Below are 18,124 nucleotides of genomic sequence, written 5' to 3'. Positions count from 1 at the left end.
GTATAGAGAGATTGGGAGGTGATTGGTATGGGTCATACATTTGGTTTGTTCTCCAAATCACAGAAAGGTGTATTGTTCGCCAATATGAGAGCGAAGATTGCGGACGAAAGTTACGGCAACCCCAATAACCCTGCGTATTTACCGCAGAGTCCCAATGCACCGAGGAGTGAAACGGACCGGCATGGCGAAGAAAATAATCCTATTCTGGGTGATCCAGGTTACGGTCAGATCGGACGATGGCAGACGGTTCAATTGGATGCACTGGAAAATAGTATTGATCAAATCATTGAGCAATATCTGAAAGATAAGTCGTGGTATACGAGTGTACGCTGCCGTGAAGCACTGTGGAATATGTATCGCAGGATTGAATGGTGGGTAGAACAGCAGCAGCCTCCAGATAAAACACAATATCAGCGGGTACTGCAGATGATTAAAGATTGTATTCACAAGATTCTTGAAAATGCTCAGAAGCCTGGCGGTAGTCATCATGGTGTGTCATTGCCCGTCTGTCCGGCACCATACTACCATCATTTTAGTGGGAATTACTTTAATCATTTTGATGCAACCGTATATGAGATCCCGCTCTTTTCTATGAAAAAGGACGTCCCGTTCTCGAATAAATTCCCTGATTTCTTCAGATATGTATCATCGACGGAGGATCAGGAATGGGTAGCTGTTCACTCTGTAGGCCTAAATGAACAATCTGGTTCAGAGATGATCTTAAAACTGGATTTAGGACTTCTGGAGATTGGCAACTCATCCAAAATAACATTTAACTGGCGTGTGAAGCGTTATGGACAGATTAGGTTCAAGTACCTGGCTAGCGCCAAGCGTGGTAATGGCATGCTGTTCTATATTAATGGGCAGCAAGTTGGGGGCGAATGGAGCGAGAACAGTGGATGGCAGGAAGCTGCATTTACGTTGCAGCCAGGACAGATGTACAAGTTCGACTGGTTAATTCGCAAAATGAGACCTGAAGTATGGCAGAACAATGGCATTTATATCAAGGATGTTGAAGTCGTTGAGATTGTGGATACACGCAAGCCGCCTGCGCCTCTGGATTATGATTTGGATGGGGAGCATGTACATGAGTACGGTAATTGGGTAGTAAGATCCCCACAAAGTGTGGCACAAGCGCATTTTCAAGGTCAATTTATTGCAGATGATTTACGAAAGAAAACTATGATAATGGATTTGGACAACGAATGTAACGGAAGTATCTCATTTGCCTACAAAATGGGTGTAGATGAAGAGCCCTATCCTGATCATGATTATGAGTTGTTTTTCGACGATAAAATGCTTCAACGTACCCAGCGCGGGGATGGAGATCATGGCAGCTATGCTCGATCAGTGCATGGTGTGGAGTGGATACTAAATGGAGAATATTCAGAAACGGAAACCGACCTAGCCAAGATTGAGTATGAAATTGTTGCAGGGCATGATACGACCATTGACCTGAAAGGGGTAGTTGAGGTCATTTGTCCACCTCAAGAAATTGATCACTGGGAGCCCAGTCTTTATGGACAAGGGATTGGGAATTATCAATGGACAATGTCGGGAAATCCCAGTTGGATTCGTCACAATGATACCTTGCGTCTGGATGAACCAAAGCATGGTGATATGATTGCCCAAACAGAGGTGATTTTAGATGATGATGGTTGGTTTTTATTCAATTACTCTCATCAATTGAGGACTACTGAAGCGTTCGAGGTAACAGTCAACGGTATGTTAGAACATTATACAACCATGCAAAGTCACGGAGATCAGATACGTATCCCTTTAGAGGCTGGTACTAATCTAATACAGTTTTATATTCGAGATAGATTGACCGAAGAACCACTCATATATGAGATGGATAAACCGTTCACCTATGGAAACAACACCGGCAATACATATCGTACCTTATCTCCGCTAGGCTCATATGTTGATGTGACAAGGAACTGGGATGTTACGGATGCTGGTGCAAGGACAGAACAACATGGAGATACGATTACGTATAAGGCGGAGTTGAACCCTGGTGCCAAGTTTAGTGTAAAAGAGCATATGCGTATATATCCGGCAATGGACGCCGCGTATAATCCTGTCACAGGAGCTTCAAGAGATGAGAACGTGTTTAAAGAGATATTTAATGACGAAGGCAACTATGATGAGGCATTGAGGTTCATAGGGAGTTGGGATTGGAAAGAAGTTGTAGTCGGAGATGGCGTGATGTGGGCCCAAGGTCATGATCAGGATTTCATATGCGAGTTTGAAGCACAGTTAGACAACTCAGGATATATCTGCTGGCAGTATGGAGGGGAATTTGACACCGGCGAGAAACTGGAACTTCAAATTGATGGTGTTTCAGTCTGGACCGGGAGTCAGTCCAATGGAGACGATGGAACAAATTGTATGTATCCATTACCATCGGGGAGTCACAGTTTCCGCTGGATTTACCGGGATGGTAAGGCGTATGCACCAGGTAATGGTAGTACGGGCGGAGCAGAAAATGGATCAGCAAATTCCGGAGGGAATGGTACCGTTAATGATCAATCAGGTATAGCAGTTAAAAGTCCTTTTGGAGAAGAGTGTTATCCAGCTTCGTTCAAGAATCATGACATTCAATACGGGCAAAAGCTTTATTCAGGTAAGTCTGATCGTAATGCTTTGTGGAAGGCTTATAATCAGGGACAGGTCTTCTCAGGATCTGGTGGAGCATATGCGATAGGTGTTACGAACAATAAAGCCATTAAACGAGATTTTGTTGTTTCCGACGTTGGGACGATTCAATTCTCGGAATATCTCACTGTATACCCGGTTCAAAAGTTAAAGGTATATGGATTAAGAACGCTTAAAGATTCTACTTTCAAAGCAGAAGCAGGAATAAAAGAGCCGGGTAAAAATTTAAATTATTACTCAATAGATGTCCGTAATACCAGACCAGGTAATAAAGATTCAGATTTTGGAAGTGAACACACCAGAAAAGTTTACGTTGAATTTTATTGTAATGGAAGCTTTGAAATCAGTTTCGATTATATGTGTTATCTATTTGATGGAGATGAGAAAGCCAGATTTCGTGTCCAGTATTACAAAGGTACACAAGTAGAGGCGAAAAAAGGTGTAGTCATCTTAGATAAGAAGAAAAATTTAGGGTACAATCAAGGAATAATTAACTACAAATCCATTACTGATAAGCAGTGGAAGGATGCAATACCTTTTAACAAAAAAGTGACTGTTAAGGAGCCGGGTACTTATACCTTGTGTATTGGACTTACGGATACCTTGAAAGACGAAGATGAAGATTCAAAAGGGATTCCTTATCATGCATCCATTAAGAACCTTCAAATTCGAACTGAAGATCCTAACGGTAAAAACGGAGATAAACTAGTTAATTACTCTATTTATGATAATAAAACGTATGTAGATGTTGAATTGACAAATACTAAGACTGGGGCAAAAAGCCTTCTTAGAAAATTGAAAGTAGAAGCAGGTAACCAAACAGGTGAAAGCATCCAAATTCCAACTAACCTAGAACCTGGAACTAAATATACCATTACATACACACTCCATAAAAATAAGGGCTCATCGAACGCCACGGGTCTTGATGCTGGTGGTTTCACGCTTAGTAATGGGAGCTTTACAGAGACCTGGGGCGCTTATTGCACTGATGCGAAGGGGGGGATATATCTAAAGGATAAATCTCCCCATCCAGGAGAAGATTCATGGAATCCACCTGGACCAGATACGACTGCGCCAGATGGTGGCAGTCATGCCTGGCTCGACGTTATTCGATTATACGAGAATAGAGATAGGGCTTGTCGAGGAACCAAAATTGTCATTGAAACTTACGAGGACGGTCAACTAATAATCCCACCACGAGAAGTTACAAATGAAGATGATCAGATCATCTCCATTGAAGTCGAGAATACCTCAGATCAGAAAAAGAATTACGAGGTTCGTGTTCGATTCGAGCAGGGATGCCCTGGAGACGGGGCAATGATCTGGGGAGGAAAACTGAATATTGATGATATTATTAAAGTTGAACCATCCTGGGCAGAAGTGACCCACTTTGAAGTTTGGAATAACAAACCGATCTGGATGGGTGGCTGCGATAACAGTAATATGCGCGTGAAAATTACACGTGAGGACGGAAAAGTGTTATGGGATGAAAAGTATTACGGGGATGGGTATCGTGGCTTCGAACTGAATGATCTGGCTCCCAAGCCATATAGCAAGTATAAAGTGGAGATTACAACAGATCAGAAGGGGCAGATCAGCGAATGGACAGGAAAACGATATCTGACAACCTTCCGGCTGCATGACTTCAAAGCCTACGAAAGATGGGTGTGGGTACCTGAGCCGTTTGATTGTCAATTGGATTTCTTCATTGACGATGAGCTGATCAAAACATTCACCCAAGAGGGTGGATACTATACTTTTTCACACCCGGTGCCCAAAGGCAAACATGAATTCAAATGGGTGTTCACCTCCCTTCAGGAAGTGGGTACGCGTAGCTACGAATACGCTAATCTGGACTGGATGGAACTGACCAACTGGATATGTGATGACATCTATGTCATTCCTTACTGCGAAGGCGGTGGGGGGGACAAGTGTGTTGAAGCGCTTATTAAATGCTTGCTGGAAGTTTGGAAAGCAAGGCCTAAGATGTGTGTAATTGGTAAACGCATCTGGTTATTCACGTAAAGAAAGGAGGTTCTATATGGGTGTTGCGAGATTGAAAGAATCAGGCAGGATTTATGAGGATGCGTTCGTAAGCTCCAACCTGGATTCCAAATGGGAAGTACTCCCTAACGATGCTACTCGCTATCAAGCGGGTAGTGGCAGCCTGGTGCTCAAACATGGTCAAGATCCGCTGTATATGTTCTATAAACCTCTGACAGATATGAAGCAATTCGTCATGGATGTGAAGAACAGTTACAATCCCGATACAGAGGGATGTTACGGTGGGGTTATCGTGTTTGTAGACGAACATAATTACATGGAGATTGAAGAGTTTCTGGATGTGTCTTTGCCAACGCCTTTGTTAAAGACCTACCCTTGGATTCGTTTGATTCGAGATTACAACTATTATACGGCGTATTGGTCAGATGATGGTTTGATTTGGAACATCATTGGTTCTGTAGAACTGGTGGGAGCCCCTAAAATTGGTCTGTATCTGAAGGGTGAAGGGGATCATCCCATGCATGTTGAGTATATTCGAATCAACAAAGGAACATCTATTGCTGTAGACAATCTAACCAAAGGAACTGTGGTTGATCTAATCGATCTGAATGGTGTTGTGCTTGAGTCCAGGGTGTGCCGATCTGAGGAAACGGTTGTACATTTTAACATGGATCCATATCCCTATCCGTTTGAGGGCAATTTCGGGATTAGGCTTCCAGATGGAAATCGGTTTCAGGCCATGGATTCTATAAAGTTATACAAGGGAGACCTAATGTATTTTGAGGTTACACCAGATTTATATTACAAAGAGTCGAATCCTGAAACAGGAGAAGATTTCGATGTGCTTCTTTATCCCAACACGGATCGGTTTCTAGGCTATTTAACGGCAGGTGGTTCTGCTACACAAGAAGTTCGAATGTTTGCCAAGAACCCCATGATATCAGGAGACTTTAAAAATGTAACTTTTGCGCTCACAAGCGGAATGGATAAAGTGCAGATTGCGCCCGATGTTGAAGGCGTTCCTGGGTCTTTCAGCTACTCAATCACCGCGTTTACCATTTTGCCAGGAGCGTCCTATCGATTCTGGCTGCGAATGCAAAGGGAAGAGTCTCAAGACAGGTATGCTTCCCAGGTCAAATTTTCGCTACAGATGTATTCGACATACATATGACTTAATCGTATTGGAGTAATTACGTATAGATCATGTAAGGCATGAATGGAGGTGGTCAAATGTCAGTAAGAATTAACCAGTCTCATCGATCATCCGCCAAGAGTCATAAGGAATTGAGTGATATTGGGGTTCGTACGCATGATGAGATTGATTCCTATCTTGCAGAGTTGGAAGAAGCCAGAGGGACTGCACTTAGTCTAGGCGACCGAATCACACTCGTAGAAGAGTCTGCACACGATAGCCGAGATTCAGTAAAAGGTCATGAGCAGAGACTAGGCGATGTCGAGACTAAGGTTACTTCAAACAGCTCACGATTGGATGATGTTCAGCAGGATATTCTGACGGCAAGAGCAGATGTCAACACTCTTTCCAAAAGTCAGGATGACCACGAGAAGAGATTGAGCCTGGCTGAGATGGAAATGAAAGAAGCACGTGGAGCAGAGGCATCCATAGATCATCGATTTGACACGTTGGAGAAAGCGATTGAAGTTGTAGCGAAGCAACCCATTCAGGATCTCAGTGTTACCAACCCCACGTACCTAGATACAAATAACAGTGTTCAAGTTACGATTAATGCAGGACGAGCCAGTATCAACAAGGTTATTGTGGATCAATTTACCCAGACATTCAGTATTACAGACATTGTGGCAAATACGACATATTATATTTTTCTTCATGAAAATGGGGAGTACTCTTATAGCTCAGATCAAAAAGAGCCCAAGGATGCCATGATTGTTGGTGGACTCGATGTCGGAGTTTCTCCAACAACTTCACTCACGGCTTTGGATTTCAGGTATTTCTTAACAAAGGGTTCTGTTGAAAATGACATGTCAGCATTGGGAATTCGTGTAGATGATCTGGAAAAAACGGTTGGTGAGCAAACCATAACTATTGCTACACATCATACGGCAATCAAAGCGATGGAAGCCCAATTAGAAGAAACTGCTAAAGAAGTTATGGTTTCAAGAGAAGATAAAAATGGAGTAGTCTATGATGCTCTTAAGGACAGACTCGACAATATGCAGAGTCGTCTTGAACTCGCTGAGAGTCGAGGCACCATGGAGCATCAATCCGTATTCCATTTCACTTCTGCTCCTAACAGCAGGTTGTCGACGACTAGAGATTTTCAAGTGCCCCGATATGTGATTGGTTCAAATTCGGCAGAGGTATTTCTGGATGGAATACGCATGGATGCAGTAGACGATTACATTGAATATAACGATACGCTGATACGATTTACTTTTGATGTACCCAAGGAAGCCCGAGTAACGGTCATTGGTCGTGGGTCTATTATTAACACCACTTCGGTAACTGAATATACCTATTATCCAGATGGAAAAGTACATACCGAGAAGATTGATGGAGGGATTAACCGCACCATTGAGCACTTCTATAGCCCGGATGGAAATCTGGAACGACAAGAGGTTACCGAGAGTAACGGGCAGATTAAGTCCATTGAGTATCAGCGTGACATTACGGGGAAAGTGCTGCGTGAAATTAACAATGGTGCAGAGTATTATGTGCTTCAAGGTGGTGCTACCTTCGATGACACGGATATCCGGAGGAGGCTTGTCTTTCTAGAAGGAAGTGCCCTTGAGCTTGATGTCGTGTATAACTACTTCTCTAATGGTGACATCGAGTCAGAAGAAGTGTTCTCCGTAGAATTGACACCGCAGCTATTGAAGAAAACATCGTTCACTTACAATGCAGATGGTACCGTTAAGACCGAGAACTTGATCTATGACGGCCAAGGAGTTCAGAAGGCATTTGAATACGATGCTAGCGGTAACATCAAACAAGTAAAAATTAGAAAGGTTGTGATTTGACGTGACGAGGACCGTGCAGGATGTGAAGTTTGCACTACATACCATTATGGATAAATTAGTTGGCAATCACTCGGAGCCATTCAGTACAGAAGAAATTGAGATTCTGATCTTTGCTTTTGAAAGCAATATCCTGTTTGATAATGTGGCTCATAAGTTTCTGCCTTCACTTAAAGGGCTGCCTGAAATTCATGAGGCTGATTCTAGTGGTGTGGATTCAGAAGATGAAGCCAGTGAACAAGAGCAGTCTTATCAAGAGAATCTTATAACAGAGAGAAGCAACATGGTGAAAACAGTCTTGTTTACTGTTATTAAGGAACATATTTTTCGTGATATGAGTTTAAGATTCGGGACTTAAGGAGGTATTAGAGTGGCTGAGAACATTCTACTAAGCGCGCTACGAAGATACGAGTTTTATTCTTACTCGTCCACATTCATTTCAGAACTCTATAAAACTGTAAGTCAAGAGTTATATGGAGATACCAACTGGGAATGGGAATACAATACAACGAATGAGTATGCGATTCCAAGAAGCTGGAATAACACCAGTAGATTTACAGGAAACCAAGGAACGATAACAGCAAAAAACAAAAATGATCCAAGTTTATTTTTTACAATAAGTATGAACATATCAAGATTTTATACTAATTATTATACTAATGACTACACACGGGGTTATTTACTTAGAACTGGATATAGAAACAATGGCTCAGTAGTTAAACCTGATCTTTATACTGAAGTAGGCGCTGTGTCAGAAATACCATTAAATACTTGCATCAATGAGGCCTATTCGAATACAAGCAATGCCCCAAATGTATACTGGAAATGGAGCTTATTCAGCTCACAGCATTATATTTTCATGTTAGGTGAGCCACAGAATGCTACTGACGTAGCATATCCAGTAAGATTGTATCTTGGAAAATTGAAACCTTTCGAAAATGAAGACCCTTTAGTAGCTAACGATTTTGTAGGCGTTTTCGGACATTATCCTCTAGGGCTGAATATGTTGGACGACGAATTAAAGTATAGCACAGGGCGAGGCTATGTGAGAACATCAAGAAACGGCACAGCAAATGCTCTATATCACTTTTCAACAAGCTCTCAAGTCTCTTCTCCAGGTTTGGGTGGGAGGTACTTTGTTTCGCCCTTCTATGTATGGCATGAATCAGAAGGTGTTCGTGGAGAGTTTTATGGTATTCGAACAGCCGTTTTAAGGGATGCAGGTATGTATCCCGATGGTTCTATTCTTGATCTTGGAGAGGAACGCTATTATGTTTTCCATGTTATGAATCAACAGCATCCCCCAACACATCAAGGTTTTTATACAAGCAATGGAGCTTACTACAAGGGTAAACCCTACTTCTTCGATTCAGCGTTACTACTCGGTGGTGGACAGCGGGTACTGCTATTCGAGATTGAGAAGGAGGTGTAGTGCATGACCATGATTCGCAGACACGAGTTTACCAGTACGCTAAGCTTGTTTACTTCAACGCTTGTTAACACCTTGAAGGATGCACTCGATCCTTACTGGGATACCATACATACGGCCGAAACAACCTATGCCAACTGGGGAAATGCGCTGCTTACCAATAAAAAAAATACATCCATGCGTTTTACCATGTGTGTATGGGCGCACGCCAGAGGAGTCAACATTCGCTGGGGACTGAAGAACCTGGGAAGCAATGTGGCATCACCAGATCTATTCGTAAATCCGCCTGTGGACACAGATAAATTCATGACGGAAACGCCATTTTTGTGTCATAACGTGCAGTACAATGTGAACTATAAGTGGTCTGTAATTACGAATGAGGATATTCTGTTTATCCATGGAGAAAGTCTGAACTACCCGGAACGAGCTTACCCAGTACGAATATTCCTAGGTAAATGCCAGCCATTAGAGCAAGAAGACCCGGCGATTGCCAACAAATTTTATGGCGTTTTCCCACACATGCCTTTATCCGCTTCGGATAACAACACATCAGATCAATACGATACACCGAGAGGTGTCGTGATGACTTCACGGAATGGAACGGAGTATGCACTGTACAATTTTGGAACAGAGTCGATTCCTTCTCCAGGCGTGGGTTCCAGATACTATGTTACGCCTTTCATGGTCTACCATCCATCTGAAGGAGCTAGGGGCGAATTCAAGGGTATGCGTTCCATTGTATTTAAAAACAGTGCGCAGCACCCGGACGGATCGATCCTCGATCTTGGCAATGATGGCAAGTACTACGTGTTTCATGTCAAAGATCAGGATTATCCGAATACGGACTATGGACGTTATTACTACAATTCGAACCAAGTTCCTGTGTATTCAAGGCCGAAGTTCTTCCATGGTGCGAGACTGCTTGGTGGCGGGCAAAGAGCGTTACTTTTCCAAATATAGGAGGTGTTTATGAGGGATGGCTAATTTCACAGGCAAAGTTAAGATGAATGAATTATTCGCGAATATTGTTCAAGGCTTTAAAACGATTGCGGGATCTCCCTGGTCTGTTTTTTACGAGACAGCGAGTGTGATCGTACTGAAATCGGTGGGCACAACGGGCTCAGATAAACTGTTCTTCAGACTTGAGGTTGGAAACACGAAGGGAACAACGGGAAACACATTGACCGTTAGTGTGGCTGAAGATGTGATGGCAACAGATGGTAGTATACCTTTGGGAAGAGCCGAAGTAAAAAAGGACTTCCTATGTCATACGAGTGCCGTTGATACGAATCTATTAATCGATTACCAAGTTTCAGTTCAACCCAACCGTATTATTATTTATTTGCAGGGGGATGTGAACTCGGTTACCGGTATATCCAATCTGGGTTACTTCGGAATTCTGAACAGGTATGCCACAGAGACGGATTCCTCAAGTTTGAGTGTAGGTCTCAGCTACAACGGGGATAACGGGATCAGGACGTTGCGTGATAAAGATAAACAGATGGTGAATAACATTTATGATGCCTACTCTGCCATGCTTCCTGTTAATCCAGGCTGGGGGTCTCTTTATCACCTTGCTCCGGTAATTATGTGTAATGGTGTGGAAGGCCCAAGAGGCGAGCTTATTGACATCTATGCGGTACCTTCTGCCGGAGTTTCTCATGGAGATGAGATCAAAGTCGGCACCAAAACATATAAGGTATACTCTCTGTCGATTGGTGGACAGAGCTTCTTATCAGGAGCTACGGTTGCTGTCCTGATGAATTAAGGTGGTGAATGGACATGGCTATACATCAAGGGAAAGTTGTAGGGACCGCCGAGAGCGGTTCTCTTTTTACCCAGAGTAAGGCGGCAGTTTTCCATAGCATTGGATACGATCTTGATGCTGTTCCGTTATCCATTGAGGGTAAGGAAATGGTCTATTCATTAGGAACGTTATCCACTACGACTGAATTAATTGACATCTACCGTTGGGGTACATGGAGGGTACTGGACAACCATAATGATCTTTTGATTGGATACGTTACAGATAAATATATTTATGGGCCACGAACCAGAGTGGGAATTCCTAATGAAAAAAATATGATACTGAAGCATCAATTTTTGACCCAATCCAGTGGGTCAGGTTTAATTCGAGACAGCATAAGAGGTCTAAAAACAAAACAAAATTTTGCGGGGCTTGATTGGTGCATTAAGGTCAAGATTCCTGTCCAGCAAGCGGGGTTAGTGGGGAAAACGTGGGGGGATTGGTCTTACAGCGGAAGTGGCAACACATCTGGCAATCATATTCGTCCACGACGGTATCCAGATACGCATATTCCTAGAAGGAGGGAAGACTCTTGAACAGGACATGGAAACTAATGGAGGAGATGAGAAAAGTGCTATTGCCAGTATCATTTGCCCAAAGGGTTGAGTATGTTGGCGGTGGGGCGAAGGCAATGATTGATATTCCCATGGAACATCCTCGATTCATGATCAAAACAATTAGGGTCATTCCGTCCAGAGAGACAAATGTGGAAGTTCATGTTTTGAACAGTGCCGGTCCACATCCGGAGGTTCTCTATTTCAACAATGCGCAATACTCGACAGGGAATTTTATGGAAGGGATTTACGATATGATCGATTTGCCATATGAGGACGTAGATGGGACTTCAACACTTCACTTGTCGTTAAAAAATCTGGGTACAGATGTGGCCAACTTCGATATTGAGGTCGTTGGTTTGACTACGAGGTAGGAGGAGGACCAACATATGGATATTGTTTCATTCAGCAAAGCTGCCAAAGTAGAACGTGAAGTTAAACAAGCCAGGGATTCTTATGCCTCACTTGATGGCAGACTGGACGCGGTGTCAGTAGGGAACGTGGTCTCGGTCAGACTCAAAACAGAACTGCCCACCGTGGGTGAAGCAGGAAGATTATATCTAGTACGCCAAGATTCAAGTAATCAAAATGAATCAACGACCTATACATACAGCAGCGGGGAATATGTAAAGGTAGGTGGTGATCGAGTGTCGAATCATCCGGAGAATGGTACCATTAATCTTAATGGTACCAAAACGGTGATCTATAGCCATCCGGATACACACAGTGCTGATATGTTAACAGATGGAAGTCATAACGTTATCATGACTCTGAACGAACGTGAAAAGTTGTCCAACATCGAGCTTAAGGCCAATCATTACACACATCCTGATACACATAGTGCCGATATGATCAGCGATGGAGAAACACATGTGAGCATGACTTGGGGGGAACGAAAACGCCTCAATGTCATTGATCCCTGGGAATCGATCAGCGACTTGGTAGATTATACGGATGTGGTTACATATTTTGCTTTTGACAATCAGGGAAGAGTTATTCGACAAGTCGTTACAGACAACTACACCGAGCAGCTAGTGAGAGCACCTGTACTTACCATGCCGGCTTCTCCAGAAGGTTATGCACAGGATGAATCCTTCCTGGTCATTTCGATTGGTGAGATATATCGATATGACGGTCTGGACTTCGTGCAGCTTCCTACTTTGGTTGATGTCATTTACCAGTATGATGAAGAGGGAAGACTTATGGGCAAGTCCATCACCAGGGTGGGAACAACACCTGTTCAAACCAACTTTAAATATACATATGACTCATTCGGCAATCGCATAGCGGTTAAGAAATATGAATAAGGAGGGGCTGTTCCATAAGTCATATTGGCTAGGGACAGCTCATTTTTCTTTTAACAACGAAATAGTCTGTGAATCCCGCATTAACATATGAAGATTAGCATTAACAATCTGATGATCAAGGCGTATAGAGAAAGTAGTATGAGAACGTAATTATTCCGGGAGGTGTTGTACGATGAATATTGAACTTACTGCTCATTTCTATTTCAAGGGAAGTGGGAAGAAGAAGACGGTAAACTGGATGGAAGATAACCCTAGATTACAACAGAAAGAGAAAGATTCGGATAAAATCGTACGCGAAATTCCGTTAACTGCCGATGAGGTTAAGCAAGAATATCGCCGACTTTTCACCAAACACAAGAACGAAGGGAAATCGATTACGCTGGAAGATACAGATGATGTGGTTCATATCATTGATCTTACCGATGTGCGAAATATTGAATTGACCTCTAAGGAGGGGAACGCAGATGCTGTACAGGCTGACCTTCGCACTGAATAATGAGGAGATCGTCACTACCGAGATGACCTCGGATAAGGAAGATCTGGTTGGAGCCACGGAAGAAGCGTTCGATTTGATCGAACGGGACTATGGTGCCCATGTCGTTTTGAACCTGGTTGCGTTTAGCTTGCTCAAAATAGAGATATCCAATGAAACGATAAATTAAATAGAGCGTTTACGCTAACTAATGTTAGTTTTTCAGCATCAACTTCTAATTTATTTGAATAATTATAAAATATAGTTAATAAAGTGATATACCCCAAGCCTAGTTCTGGGGTCTATTCCTTTTTCATGAAAAGTTGATAGTGACTTGATTTAATGCATCCATTGAAACTTGTCTTGTATAAGCAGTTTTGATTAAACTAGGTTGAATTCATATGTTCAGGGGCAGTAGAAGGGGTCAGGATGATTGGCAAGGAGGGATGGGACATTGAGATAAAAGACTTGGAAAGAGAGCTCGCAAAGCTGGCATCCAGAATAAGAAAAGATTTTACTGAACGCGGGCCGGTAGATACCAGAGTCTCCATCATGAATCATTTTATCATCTTAAAGTTTACAGCAAAATTCACCAAGCCTGAAGCATTCATGCTGGAACATATGCAATCGCACTCAAGTCAAATTTTCGCCGAATACAAGGTAAAGCTTGCACTAATGATGAGGGAAGATTTCAATCCCGTTTTCTCCTATATCAACATGGGTCTGAAGATTGAAGACATCGAAACAACGTTTTTTGGCCATGATTTTGCGGAACAGATTACTGTCTTCAAGATGAACAAGGATGTTGAAGTGCTGCTAAAAAATGATGAGATAAACATGCCTTAAGACCTAATAATTTCCGTTTGAATACTGGACAGGTTCTTAGGAACTAATTTTGTTGTTGACAATATCCTACATATTTCCTTATACTACCCTTATGGCGATTGAATAGATTAATAATCTTGACGAAGCCTATAACCTTGTTAAAGAACTTGAAGGCCATATCTTCGGTAATTGGGACGAAATAGATGTCAGACCAAGACCGACACATTCCACCATTTTGGTATTTTCCAGTGGTGCGCTCTGTGTTGGTCTTTTTGTTTGTATAAAATGCTTCTTTACCTTTCAACGTATACTTCGTATATAGTCAGTAAAAGGCATATAAGCGAACGAAATAAATAAATGTTGCGAACATTAGTTCGTATTTGTTATTCTGAATGTAATCGAATGGGAATGAGGAGGCGGATCAAAGGAGCGGTTTCCTGATCGTTTGTATGTAATTAGGCTTATTAGCTTCAATTGTGTGTAACAAGACTACATATGGTATATGAGATTTCGGGAGCAATATCGGGTATGTGAAGTAAGATCACGCTGGATAGCGACTAGATTGTGAAGAAAGTATACGAACTACAGATAATTAAATTGTTAATGGGGGAAATGTATAATGTCTGCTACAACTGCTATGGGTTTTGATGATTTATTTGAAATTGGGGATATAGACATGTTCCTGAACAAAGCTCAGGAGAAGTGTCGTCACAAGCTTAGAGGTAAAACATTTGCCGGGATGGAAAAAGAAGATGTGACCCAGGAAATAATGATCAAATTGGTTAACTCTCTGGACAAGTATGATGCAGAAAAAGCGAAAATGTCGACGTTTGTTGATCATCTTATCGAAAATAAAATCAAGGACATGTACCGCAAATGCATGTCTGAGAAAAATCTCAGTGTGGTTAACGCTGTACAGATCATGTGCACGGATCAGGGTGGTGGCGATGAGTCGGAAGGCTCAGATATCGCATTAGCGCTTGGTCATGCTGGTTTTGCTTATGAGAATTTTGAGTTTGTAACAGATATCATGGAGAATATGAAGTTGAATGAACGAGAGAAGCAAATCTTTAAACTTCGGACTTCGGGATATGAATTTGTAGAGATTGCAGGCATGTTAGGTGTATCCAAGGCACGTATATCCCAGTTATGGAAAGCGATTCGTGAGAAGTACGAAGCATTGTAGTCATAAATGGCAATTAATAGCCAAAGTTTGATGAAGATAGATTCAGTAACCTACATAGAACAGAGAGAGCGCCCTTAACTGGGTGCTTTTTTATGTCGTATAGAGAGATTAGTACAGAGTAAGAAAGGCGGAACAAGATGCTTAGTGTGGTGGTTTTGGGGTTTGCGATGGAACGTCTGGAGGAATTTTCGGATATCGCTTGGGCAAGTCATGATGCTTCGACAGCTTCTGATTTAAGCAACAGGGAGTATGCCATGATCATTGAGAAAGTAGTCCTACAAGCCGATGCAGTCTTGGTTAATCTGGATATGAATCATTTGACTTCTACTGATATTGTGATTATTCATCATGCCTATATTCATAAAAAACCAATCTTGGGTGTAGGTTTTACGCAGTTGGAGCCTGTGATTGAAGAATTTGTCTCCAAACGAGTGGCTGATCTGGACAGGGCTGTTCACCATATGCGGACGAACTATTTGGTCATAAGCAGCAGTGGAACAAATCCTTCATCTCCGCCTCCAATTTAACTGATGATCCGATAACACGTATAGAGAATGTAAGGGCATGAATGTTTGCCAGACTTTAATTCAATGGAGGAATAATCCGATGACACATATGATCAAAGCAAAAGAAGATAAATTAACGGAAGAAATCGTAGCAAGTATGATTGGAAAGTATATCCACGCGCCGACCAATATGCATGAGGTTCAGACACCAACCGGCGCAACCACCCAGGCGAACGTATGGTTTGCTGGTCGTGTAGCTGGTTACGAAAAAGCCGTTATTGGATTCAACTATGAAGAGGGTACCTTTCATGAAGAAGCACAAACATTTTATAACGTTCATTTAACGGATGGTATGGGTTACATTCTGACAAGTGCTTTCGAATTGGAGATTCATGAACTGACCGAAGAGGAGTTTAATCAACTCATTGTAGAGAAAAAGGAAGAGGAACAAGACTCTTCTGGTAAAGAGCAATGAAGGTGTTGAACTACGCTTCAGATTTAGCTGTAAAAACGTTTGTATCCGCTAGCGCTGCAGGTGTGGAAGAATTGATTAATGCCTGGATGTTATCCAAACCACATACATTCGTTACCGGACTGGAGTTCACCTCCAACGTTGATCCAATCAGCAGTACGTTGGAATATGCTGCAATCATCGTATTTCAGCCAAGTGAACAAGACCAATCCTAACTTAGGTATGAGATTATTTCTTCTATAATATAGAGGCTTTCATTAAGGAGGTGGGCGAATCTGTTGCTCACTTTAGAAAGAATAATAGGTATTGTTATTACTGTTGTAGTATTAGCGTCGCAATATGGGAATCTAGCAGCATCAGGACACTACAAACCGGTCGACGAAGAAGTCCATGACTCCAAGCGATTAAAGCAAGCAATTGAAGTAGATCAGATAAAGCAAGAAAAGCAAGAAAAGCAAGAAAAGCAAGAAAAGCAAGAAAAGCAAGAAAAGCCAGAGAAAAAAGAGAAAAAAGCTAAAGATGAATCCGTTGCCCCTGCGCTCATACAAATGACGGATATGCTTGAGCAGTACATAGAACTCCACCATGAGAAAACAGTGAGCCGGGCAAAGCTACTGAAGTATGTGAGGTGGGCAGTCCAATATACGAAGGATACGGATATCGATTCCGTATGGATTCTGGCTATGATGTGGCAGGAGAGCCGAATGTTAGAGGATAGTGTATCATCTCATGGAGCGATTGGGTTGCTTCAGATTCTTCCAAGTACAGCCAAAGCGTTCGGTGTGAGCAAAATTGATTTATACCAGCCCAAAACGAATATCAGAACAAGCATTACATACATGGAGTATCTTATGGATAAATACGATGGGAATCTTCGTACAGCAACCATTGCGTACAATCAGGGGGAAGGCAATGTGGCTAAGGGAAAGGCTCGCCCCTGGTACTACAATCAAGTGAAGGAACATCATAACAAGATGCTTCAAGTGATCAAAAAAGGTCAATAAACATCATTTAACAATAGAAATTGAATACTATAAGATCGTTTATCAATTTTACATAGGGAGATCCAAATGGGAAAATTTCCAGAACATATTAGCACGAATTTGCAAGCAGATAAGAAGTTTTACACTATGGATGAGGTAGAAAATATTGAACGTTGTAAGCTCGATGAGCATTTCCTCGGGGATTGTATTCTGGTCAATGAGAACCTGATTTGGCATTCCGTTCATAAGTATATTGGAAAACCCGAAATGATTATTAAGAATCATTGTGTGGAGAAGGATGATATTCTTCAACTGGGCCGTCTGGGATTCATCAAAGCGGTTAAGGCATTTGATACGGGGCGTGGCGTAAAATTCAGTTCGTTTGCTGTCACTGCCATTGTCAGAGAAATCAGATGTTTTCTGAGAGATAGTGCAAGCATTATTCGCCCAACTCGCACAGCTACGGAATTAATTAACCGAATCAATCGACTTGAGCACGATATGGGCTACCTCCCACCAGCACATGAAATCGCATTGTTGCTTGATGAGGAAGAAGAGAAGATCAATAAAGCACTGCAAGTGGGTAAAGGGGTGAAATACCTGGATGAGCCTGTAGGTGCTGATGATCAACAAACCCAGTCAGTTACGTTGCTGGATACCATCTATAGTGGGGAGAACATTGAAGAAGGTGTCTTGGACAAGCTATATGTTGATGCGGTTATTGATTCGGTCAAGCGCAAACTTAGTGAGAAAGAAGTAACTGTTTTGAAGCATCGAGTAGATGGATTTAACCAAACCCAGACCGCAGATATGGAAGACATCAGCCAGATGAGAGTCTCCCGAATTATGAGAAAAGTGGCTAAAATGCTGGATAAATCGGATCAGGCGTAATCGTTAACCTAGCTCTTCATCACTTACATAGTGTCT

General features: G+C 42.2%; 19 protein-coding genes. All 19 read left to right on the top strand.

From position 1 onward, the window contains the following. The first annotated feature begins 27 nt into the window (after window positions 1-27). The 19 genes from NYE45_RS18915 to NYE45_RS18825 all read left to right on the top strand — a co-directional run bounded on the left by NYE45_RS18915 (window position 28) and on the right by NYE45_RS18825 (window position 18,088). Window positions 28-4,683 (top strand): hypothetical protein, encoded by a 4,656-nt coding sequence (locus NYE45_RS18915; protein ID WP_340013610.1) that lies wholly within the window; start codon window positions 28-30, stop codon window positions 4,681-4,683. Window positions 4,684-4,699: 16 nt separating this feature from the next. Continuing rightward, window positions 4,700-5,833 carry a hypothetical protein gene (locus NYE45_RS18910; RefSeq protein WP_340013609.1) on the top strand — a complete coding sequence of 378 codons (1,134 nt, stop codon included), beginning with the start codon at window positions 4,700-4,702 and terminating at the stop codon, window positions 5,831-5,833. A gap of 59 nt (window positions 5,834-5,892) precedes the next feature. After that, window positions 5,893-7,659, top strand: a complete 1,767-nt coding sequence (locus NYE45_RS18905; RefSeq protein ID WP_340013608.1) for a hypothetical protein — start codon at window positions 5,893-5,895, stop codon at window positions 7,657-7,659. A gap of 46 nt (window positions 7,660-7,705) precedes the next feature. Further along, window positions 7,706-8,014 (top strand): hypothetical protein, encoded by a 309-nt coding sequence (locus tag NYE45_RS18900; protein ID WP_340013607.1) that lies wholly within the window; start codon window positions 7,706-7,708, stop codon window positions 8,012-8,014. A gap of 12 nt (window positions 8,015-8,026) precedes the next feature. After that, entirely contained in the window at window positions 8,027-9,088 is a 1,062-nt protein-coding gene (locus NYE45_RS18895; RefSeq protein ID WP_340013606.1) for a hypothetical protein, read from the top strand. Window positions 9,089-9,091: 3 nt separating this feature from the next. Beyond that, entirely contained in the window at window positions 9,092-10,045 is a 954-nt protein-coding gene (locus NYE45_RS18890; RefSeq protein WP_340013605.1) for a hypothetical protein, read from the top strand. 16 nt (window positions 10,046-10,061) lie between these two features. Next, window positions 10,062-10,853 (top strand): hypothetical protein, encoded by a 792-nt coding sequence (locus NYE45_RS18885; protein ID WP_133385367.1) that lies wholly within the window; start codon window positions 10,062-10,064, stop codon window positions 10,851-10,853. 14 nt (window positions 10,854-10,867) lie between these two features. Beyond that, window positions 10,868-11,428, top strand: coding sequence for a hypothetical protein (locus NYE45_RS18880; protein WP_340013604.1), 561 nt, complete (start codon window positions 10,868-10,870; stop codon window positions 11,426-11,428). Continuing rightward, on the top strand, window positions 11,425-11,820 hold the full coding sequence (locus NYE45_RS18875) for a hypothetical protein (RefSeq protein ID WP_036672279.1): 396 nt from the start codon (window positions 11,425-11,427) through the stop codon (window positions 11,818-11,820). Before NYE45_RS18880 ends, NYE45_RS18875 begins: the two co-directional genes overlap by 4 nt. A 15-nt stretch (window positions 11,821-11,835) precedes the next feature. Further along, on the top strand, window positions 11,836-12,753 hold the full coding sequence (locus NYE45_RS18870) for a hypothetical protein (protein ID WP_340013603.1): 918 nt from the start codon (window positions 11,836-11,838) through the stop codon (window positions 12,751-12,753). 172 nt (window positions 12,754-12,925) lie between these two features. After that, window positions 12,926-13,249 carry a hypothetical protein gene (locus tag NYE45_RS18865; protein ID WP_340013602.1) on the top strand — a complete coding sequence of 108 codons (324 nt, stop codon included), beginning with the start codon at window positions 12,926-12,928 and terminating at the stop codon, window positions 13,247-13,249. Beyond that, on the top strand, window positions 13,218-13,415 hold the full coding sequence (locus NYE45_RS18860; RefSeq protein ID WP_340013601.1) for a hypothetical protein: 198 nt from the start codon (window positions 13,218-13,220) through the stop codon (window positions 13,413-13,415). Before NYE45_RS18865 ends, NYE45_RS18860 begins: the two co-directional genes overlap by 32 nt. 239 nt (window positions 13,416-13,654) lie before the next feature. Beyond that, on the top strand, window positions 13,655-14,071 hold the full coding sequence (locus tag NYE45_RS18855; RefSeq protein ID WP_076331364.1) for a Na-translocating system protein MpsC family protein: 417 nt from the start codon (window positions 13,655-13,657) through the stop codon (window positions 14,069-14,071). A gap of 598 nt (window positions 14,072-14,669) precedes the next feature. Continuing rightward, on the top strand, window positions 14,670-15,236 hold the full coding sequence (locus tag NYE45_RS18850; protein ID WP_083679489.1) for a sigma-70 family RNA polymerase sigma factor: 567 nt from the start codon (window positions 14,670-14,672) through the stop codon (window positions 15,234-15,236). 137 nt (window positions 15,237-15,373) lie between these two features. Continuing rightward, window positions 15,374-15,763, top strand: coding sequence for a hypothetical protein (locus NYE45_RS18845; protein WP_340013600.1), 390 nt, complete (start codon window positions 15,374-15,376; stop codon window positions 15,761-15,763). Window positions 15,764-15,842: 79 nt separating this feature from the next. Beyond that, window positions 15,843-16,217: a hypothetical protein gene (locus tag NYE45_RS18840; RefSeq protein WP_340013599.1), complete on the top strand. Its 375-nt coding sequence runs from the start codon at window positions 15,843-15,845 to the stop codon at window positions 16,215-16,217. Further along, window positions 16,214-16,429, top strand: a complete 216-nt coding sequence (locus NYE45_RS18835) for a hypothetical protein (protein WP_340013598.1) — start codon at window positions 16,214-16,216, stop codon at window positions 16,427-16,429. Before NYE45_RS18840 ends, NYE45_RS18835 begins: the two co-directional genes overlap by 4 nt. Before the next feature lie 63 nt (window positions 16,430-16,492). Beyond that, window positions 16,493-17,218 (top strand): transglycosylase SLT domain-containing protein, encoded by a 726-nt coding sequence (locus tag NYE45_RS18830; protein WP_340013597.1) that lies wholly within the window; start codon window positions 16,493-16,495, stop codon window positions 17,216-17,218. 66 nt (window positions 17,219-17,284) lie between these two features. Continuing rightward, complete coding sequence (locus NYE45_RS18825) at window positions 17,285-18,088, top strand: sigma-70 family RNA polymerase sigma factor (protein WP_340013596.1); 804 nt, start codon at window positions 17,285-17,287, stop codon at window positions 18,086-18,088. Window positions 18,089-18,124: the final 36 nt, after the last annotated feature.

This window comes from Paenibacillus sp. FSL K6-1318 (genome assembly GCF_037976905.1).
Lineage (GTDB): Bacteria > Bacillota > Bacilli > Paenibacillales > Paenibacillaceae > Paenibacillus > Paenibacillus amylolyticus_A.
This window is presented reverse-complemented; position numbering and strand designations above follow the sequence as displayed.

Coding starts and splice junctions, on each gene's coding strand:
- NYE45_RS18855 (WP_076331364.1), top strand. CDS start 13,655: ATGATTGGCAAGGAGGGATGGGACATTGAGATAAAAGACTTGGAAAGA.
- NYE45_RS18880 (WP_340013604.1), top strand. CDS start 10,868: ATGGCTATACATCAAGGGAAAGTTGTAGGGACCGCCGAGAGCGGTTCT.
- NYE45_RS18825 (WP_340013596.1), top strand. CDS start 17,285: ATGGGAAAATTTCCAGAACATATTAGCACGAATTTGCAAGCAGATAAG.
- NYE45_RS18860 (WP_340013601.1), top strand. CDS start 13,218: ATGCTGTACAGGCTGACCTTCGCACTGAATAATGAGGAGATCGTCACT.
- NYE45_RS18835 (WP_340013598.1), top strand. CDS start 16,214: ATGAAGGTGTTGAACTACGCTTCAGATTTAGCTGTAAAAACGTTTGTA.
- NYE45_RS18865 (WP_340013602.1), top strand. CDS start 12,926: ATGAATATTGAACTTACTGCTCATTTCTATTTCAAGGGAAGTGGGAAG.
- NYE45_RS18845 (WP_340013600.1), top strand. CDS start 15,374: ATGCTTAGTGTGGTGGTTTTGGGGTTTGCGATGGAACGTCTGGAGGAA.
- NYE45_RS18850 (WP_083679489.1), top strand. CDS start 14,670: ATGTCTGCTACAACTGCTATGGGTTTTGATGATTTATTTGAAATTGGG.
- NYE45_RS18910 (WP_340013609.1), top strand. CDS start 4,700: ATGGGTGTTGCGAGATTGAAAGAATCAGGCAGGATTTATGAGGATGCG.
- NYE45_RS18840 (WP_340013599.1), top strand. CDS start 15,843: ATGACACATATGATCAAAGCAAAAGAAGATAAATTAACGGAAGAAATC.
- NYE45_RS18905 (WP_340013608.1), top strand. CDS start 5,893: ATGTCAGTAAGAATTAACCAGTCTCATCGATCATCCGCCAAGAGTCAT.
- NYE45_RS18915 (WP_340013610.1), top strand. CDS start 28: ATGGGTCATACATTTGGTTTGTTCTCCAAATCACAGAAAGGTGTATTG.
- NYE45_RS18900 (WP_340013607.1), top strand. CDS start 7,706: ATGGATAAATTAGTTGGCAATCACTCGGAGCCATTCAGTACAGAAGAA.
- NYE45_RS18890 (WP_340013605.1), top strand. CDS start 9,092: ATGACCATGATTCGCAGACACGAGTTTACCAGTACGCTAAGCTTGTTT.
- NYE45_RS18870 (WP_340013603.1), top strand. CDS start 11,836: ATGGATATTGTTTCATTCAGCAAAGCTGCCAAAGTAGAACGTGAAGTT.
- NYE45_RS18885 (WP_133385367.1), top strand. CDS start 10,062: ATGGCTAATTTCACAGGCAAAGTTAAGATGAATGAATTATTCGCGAAT.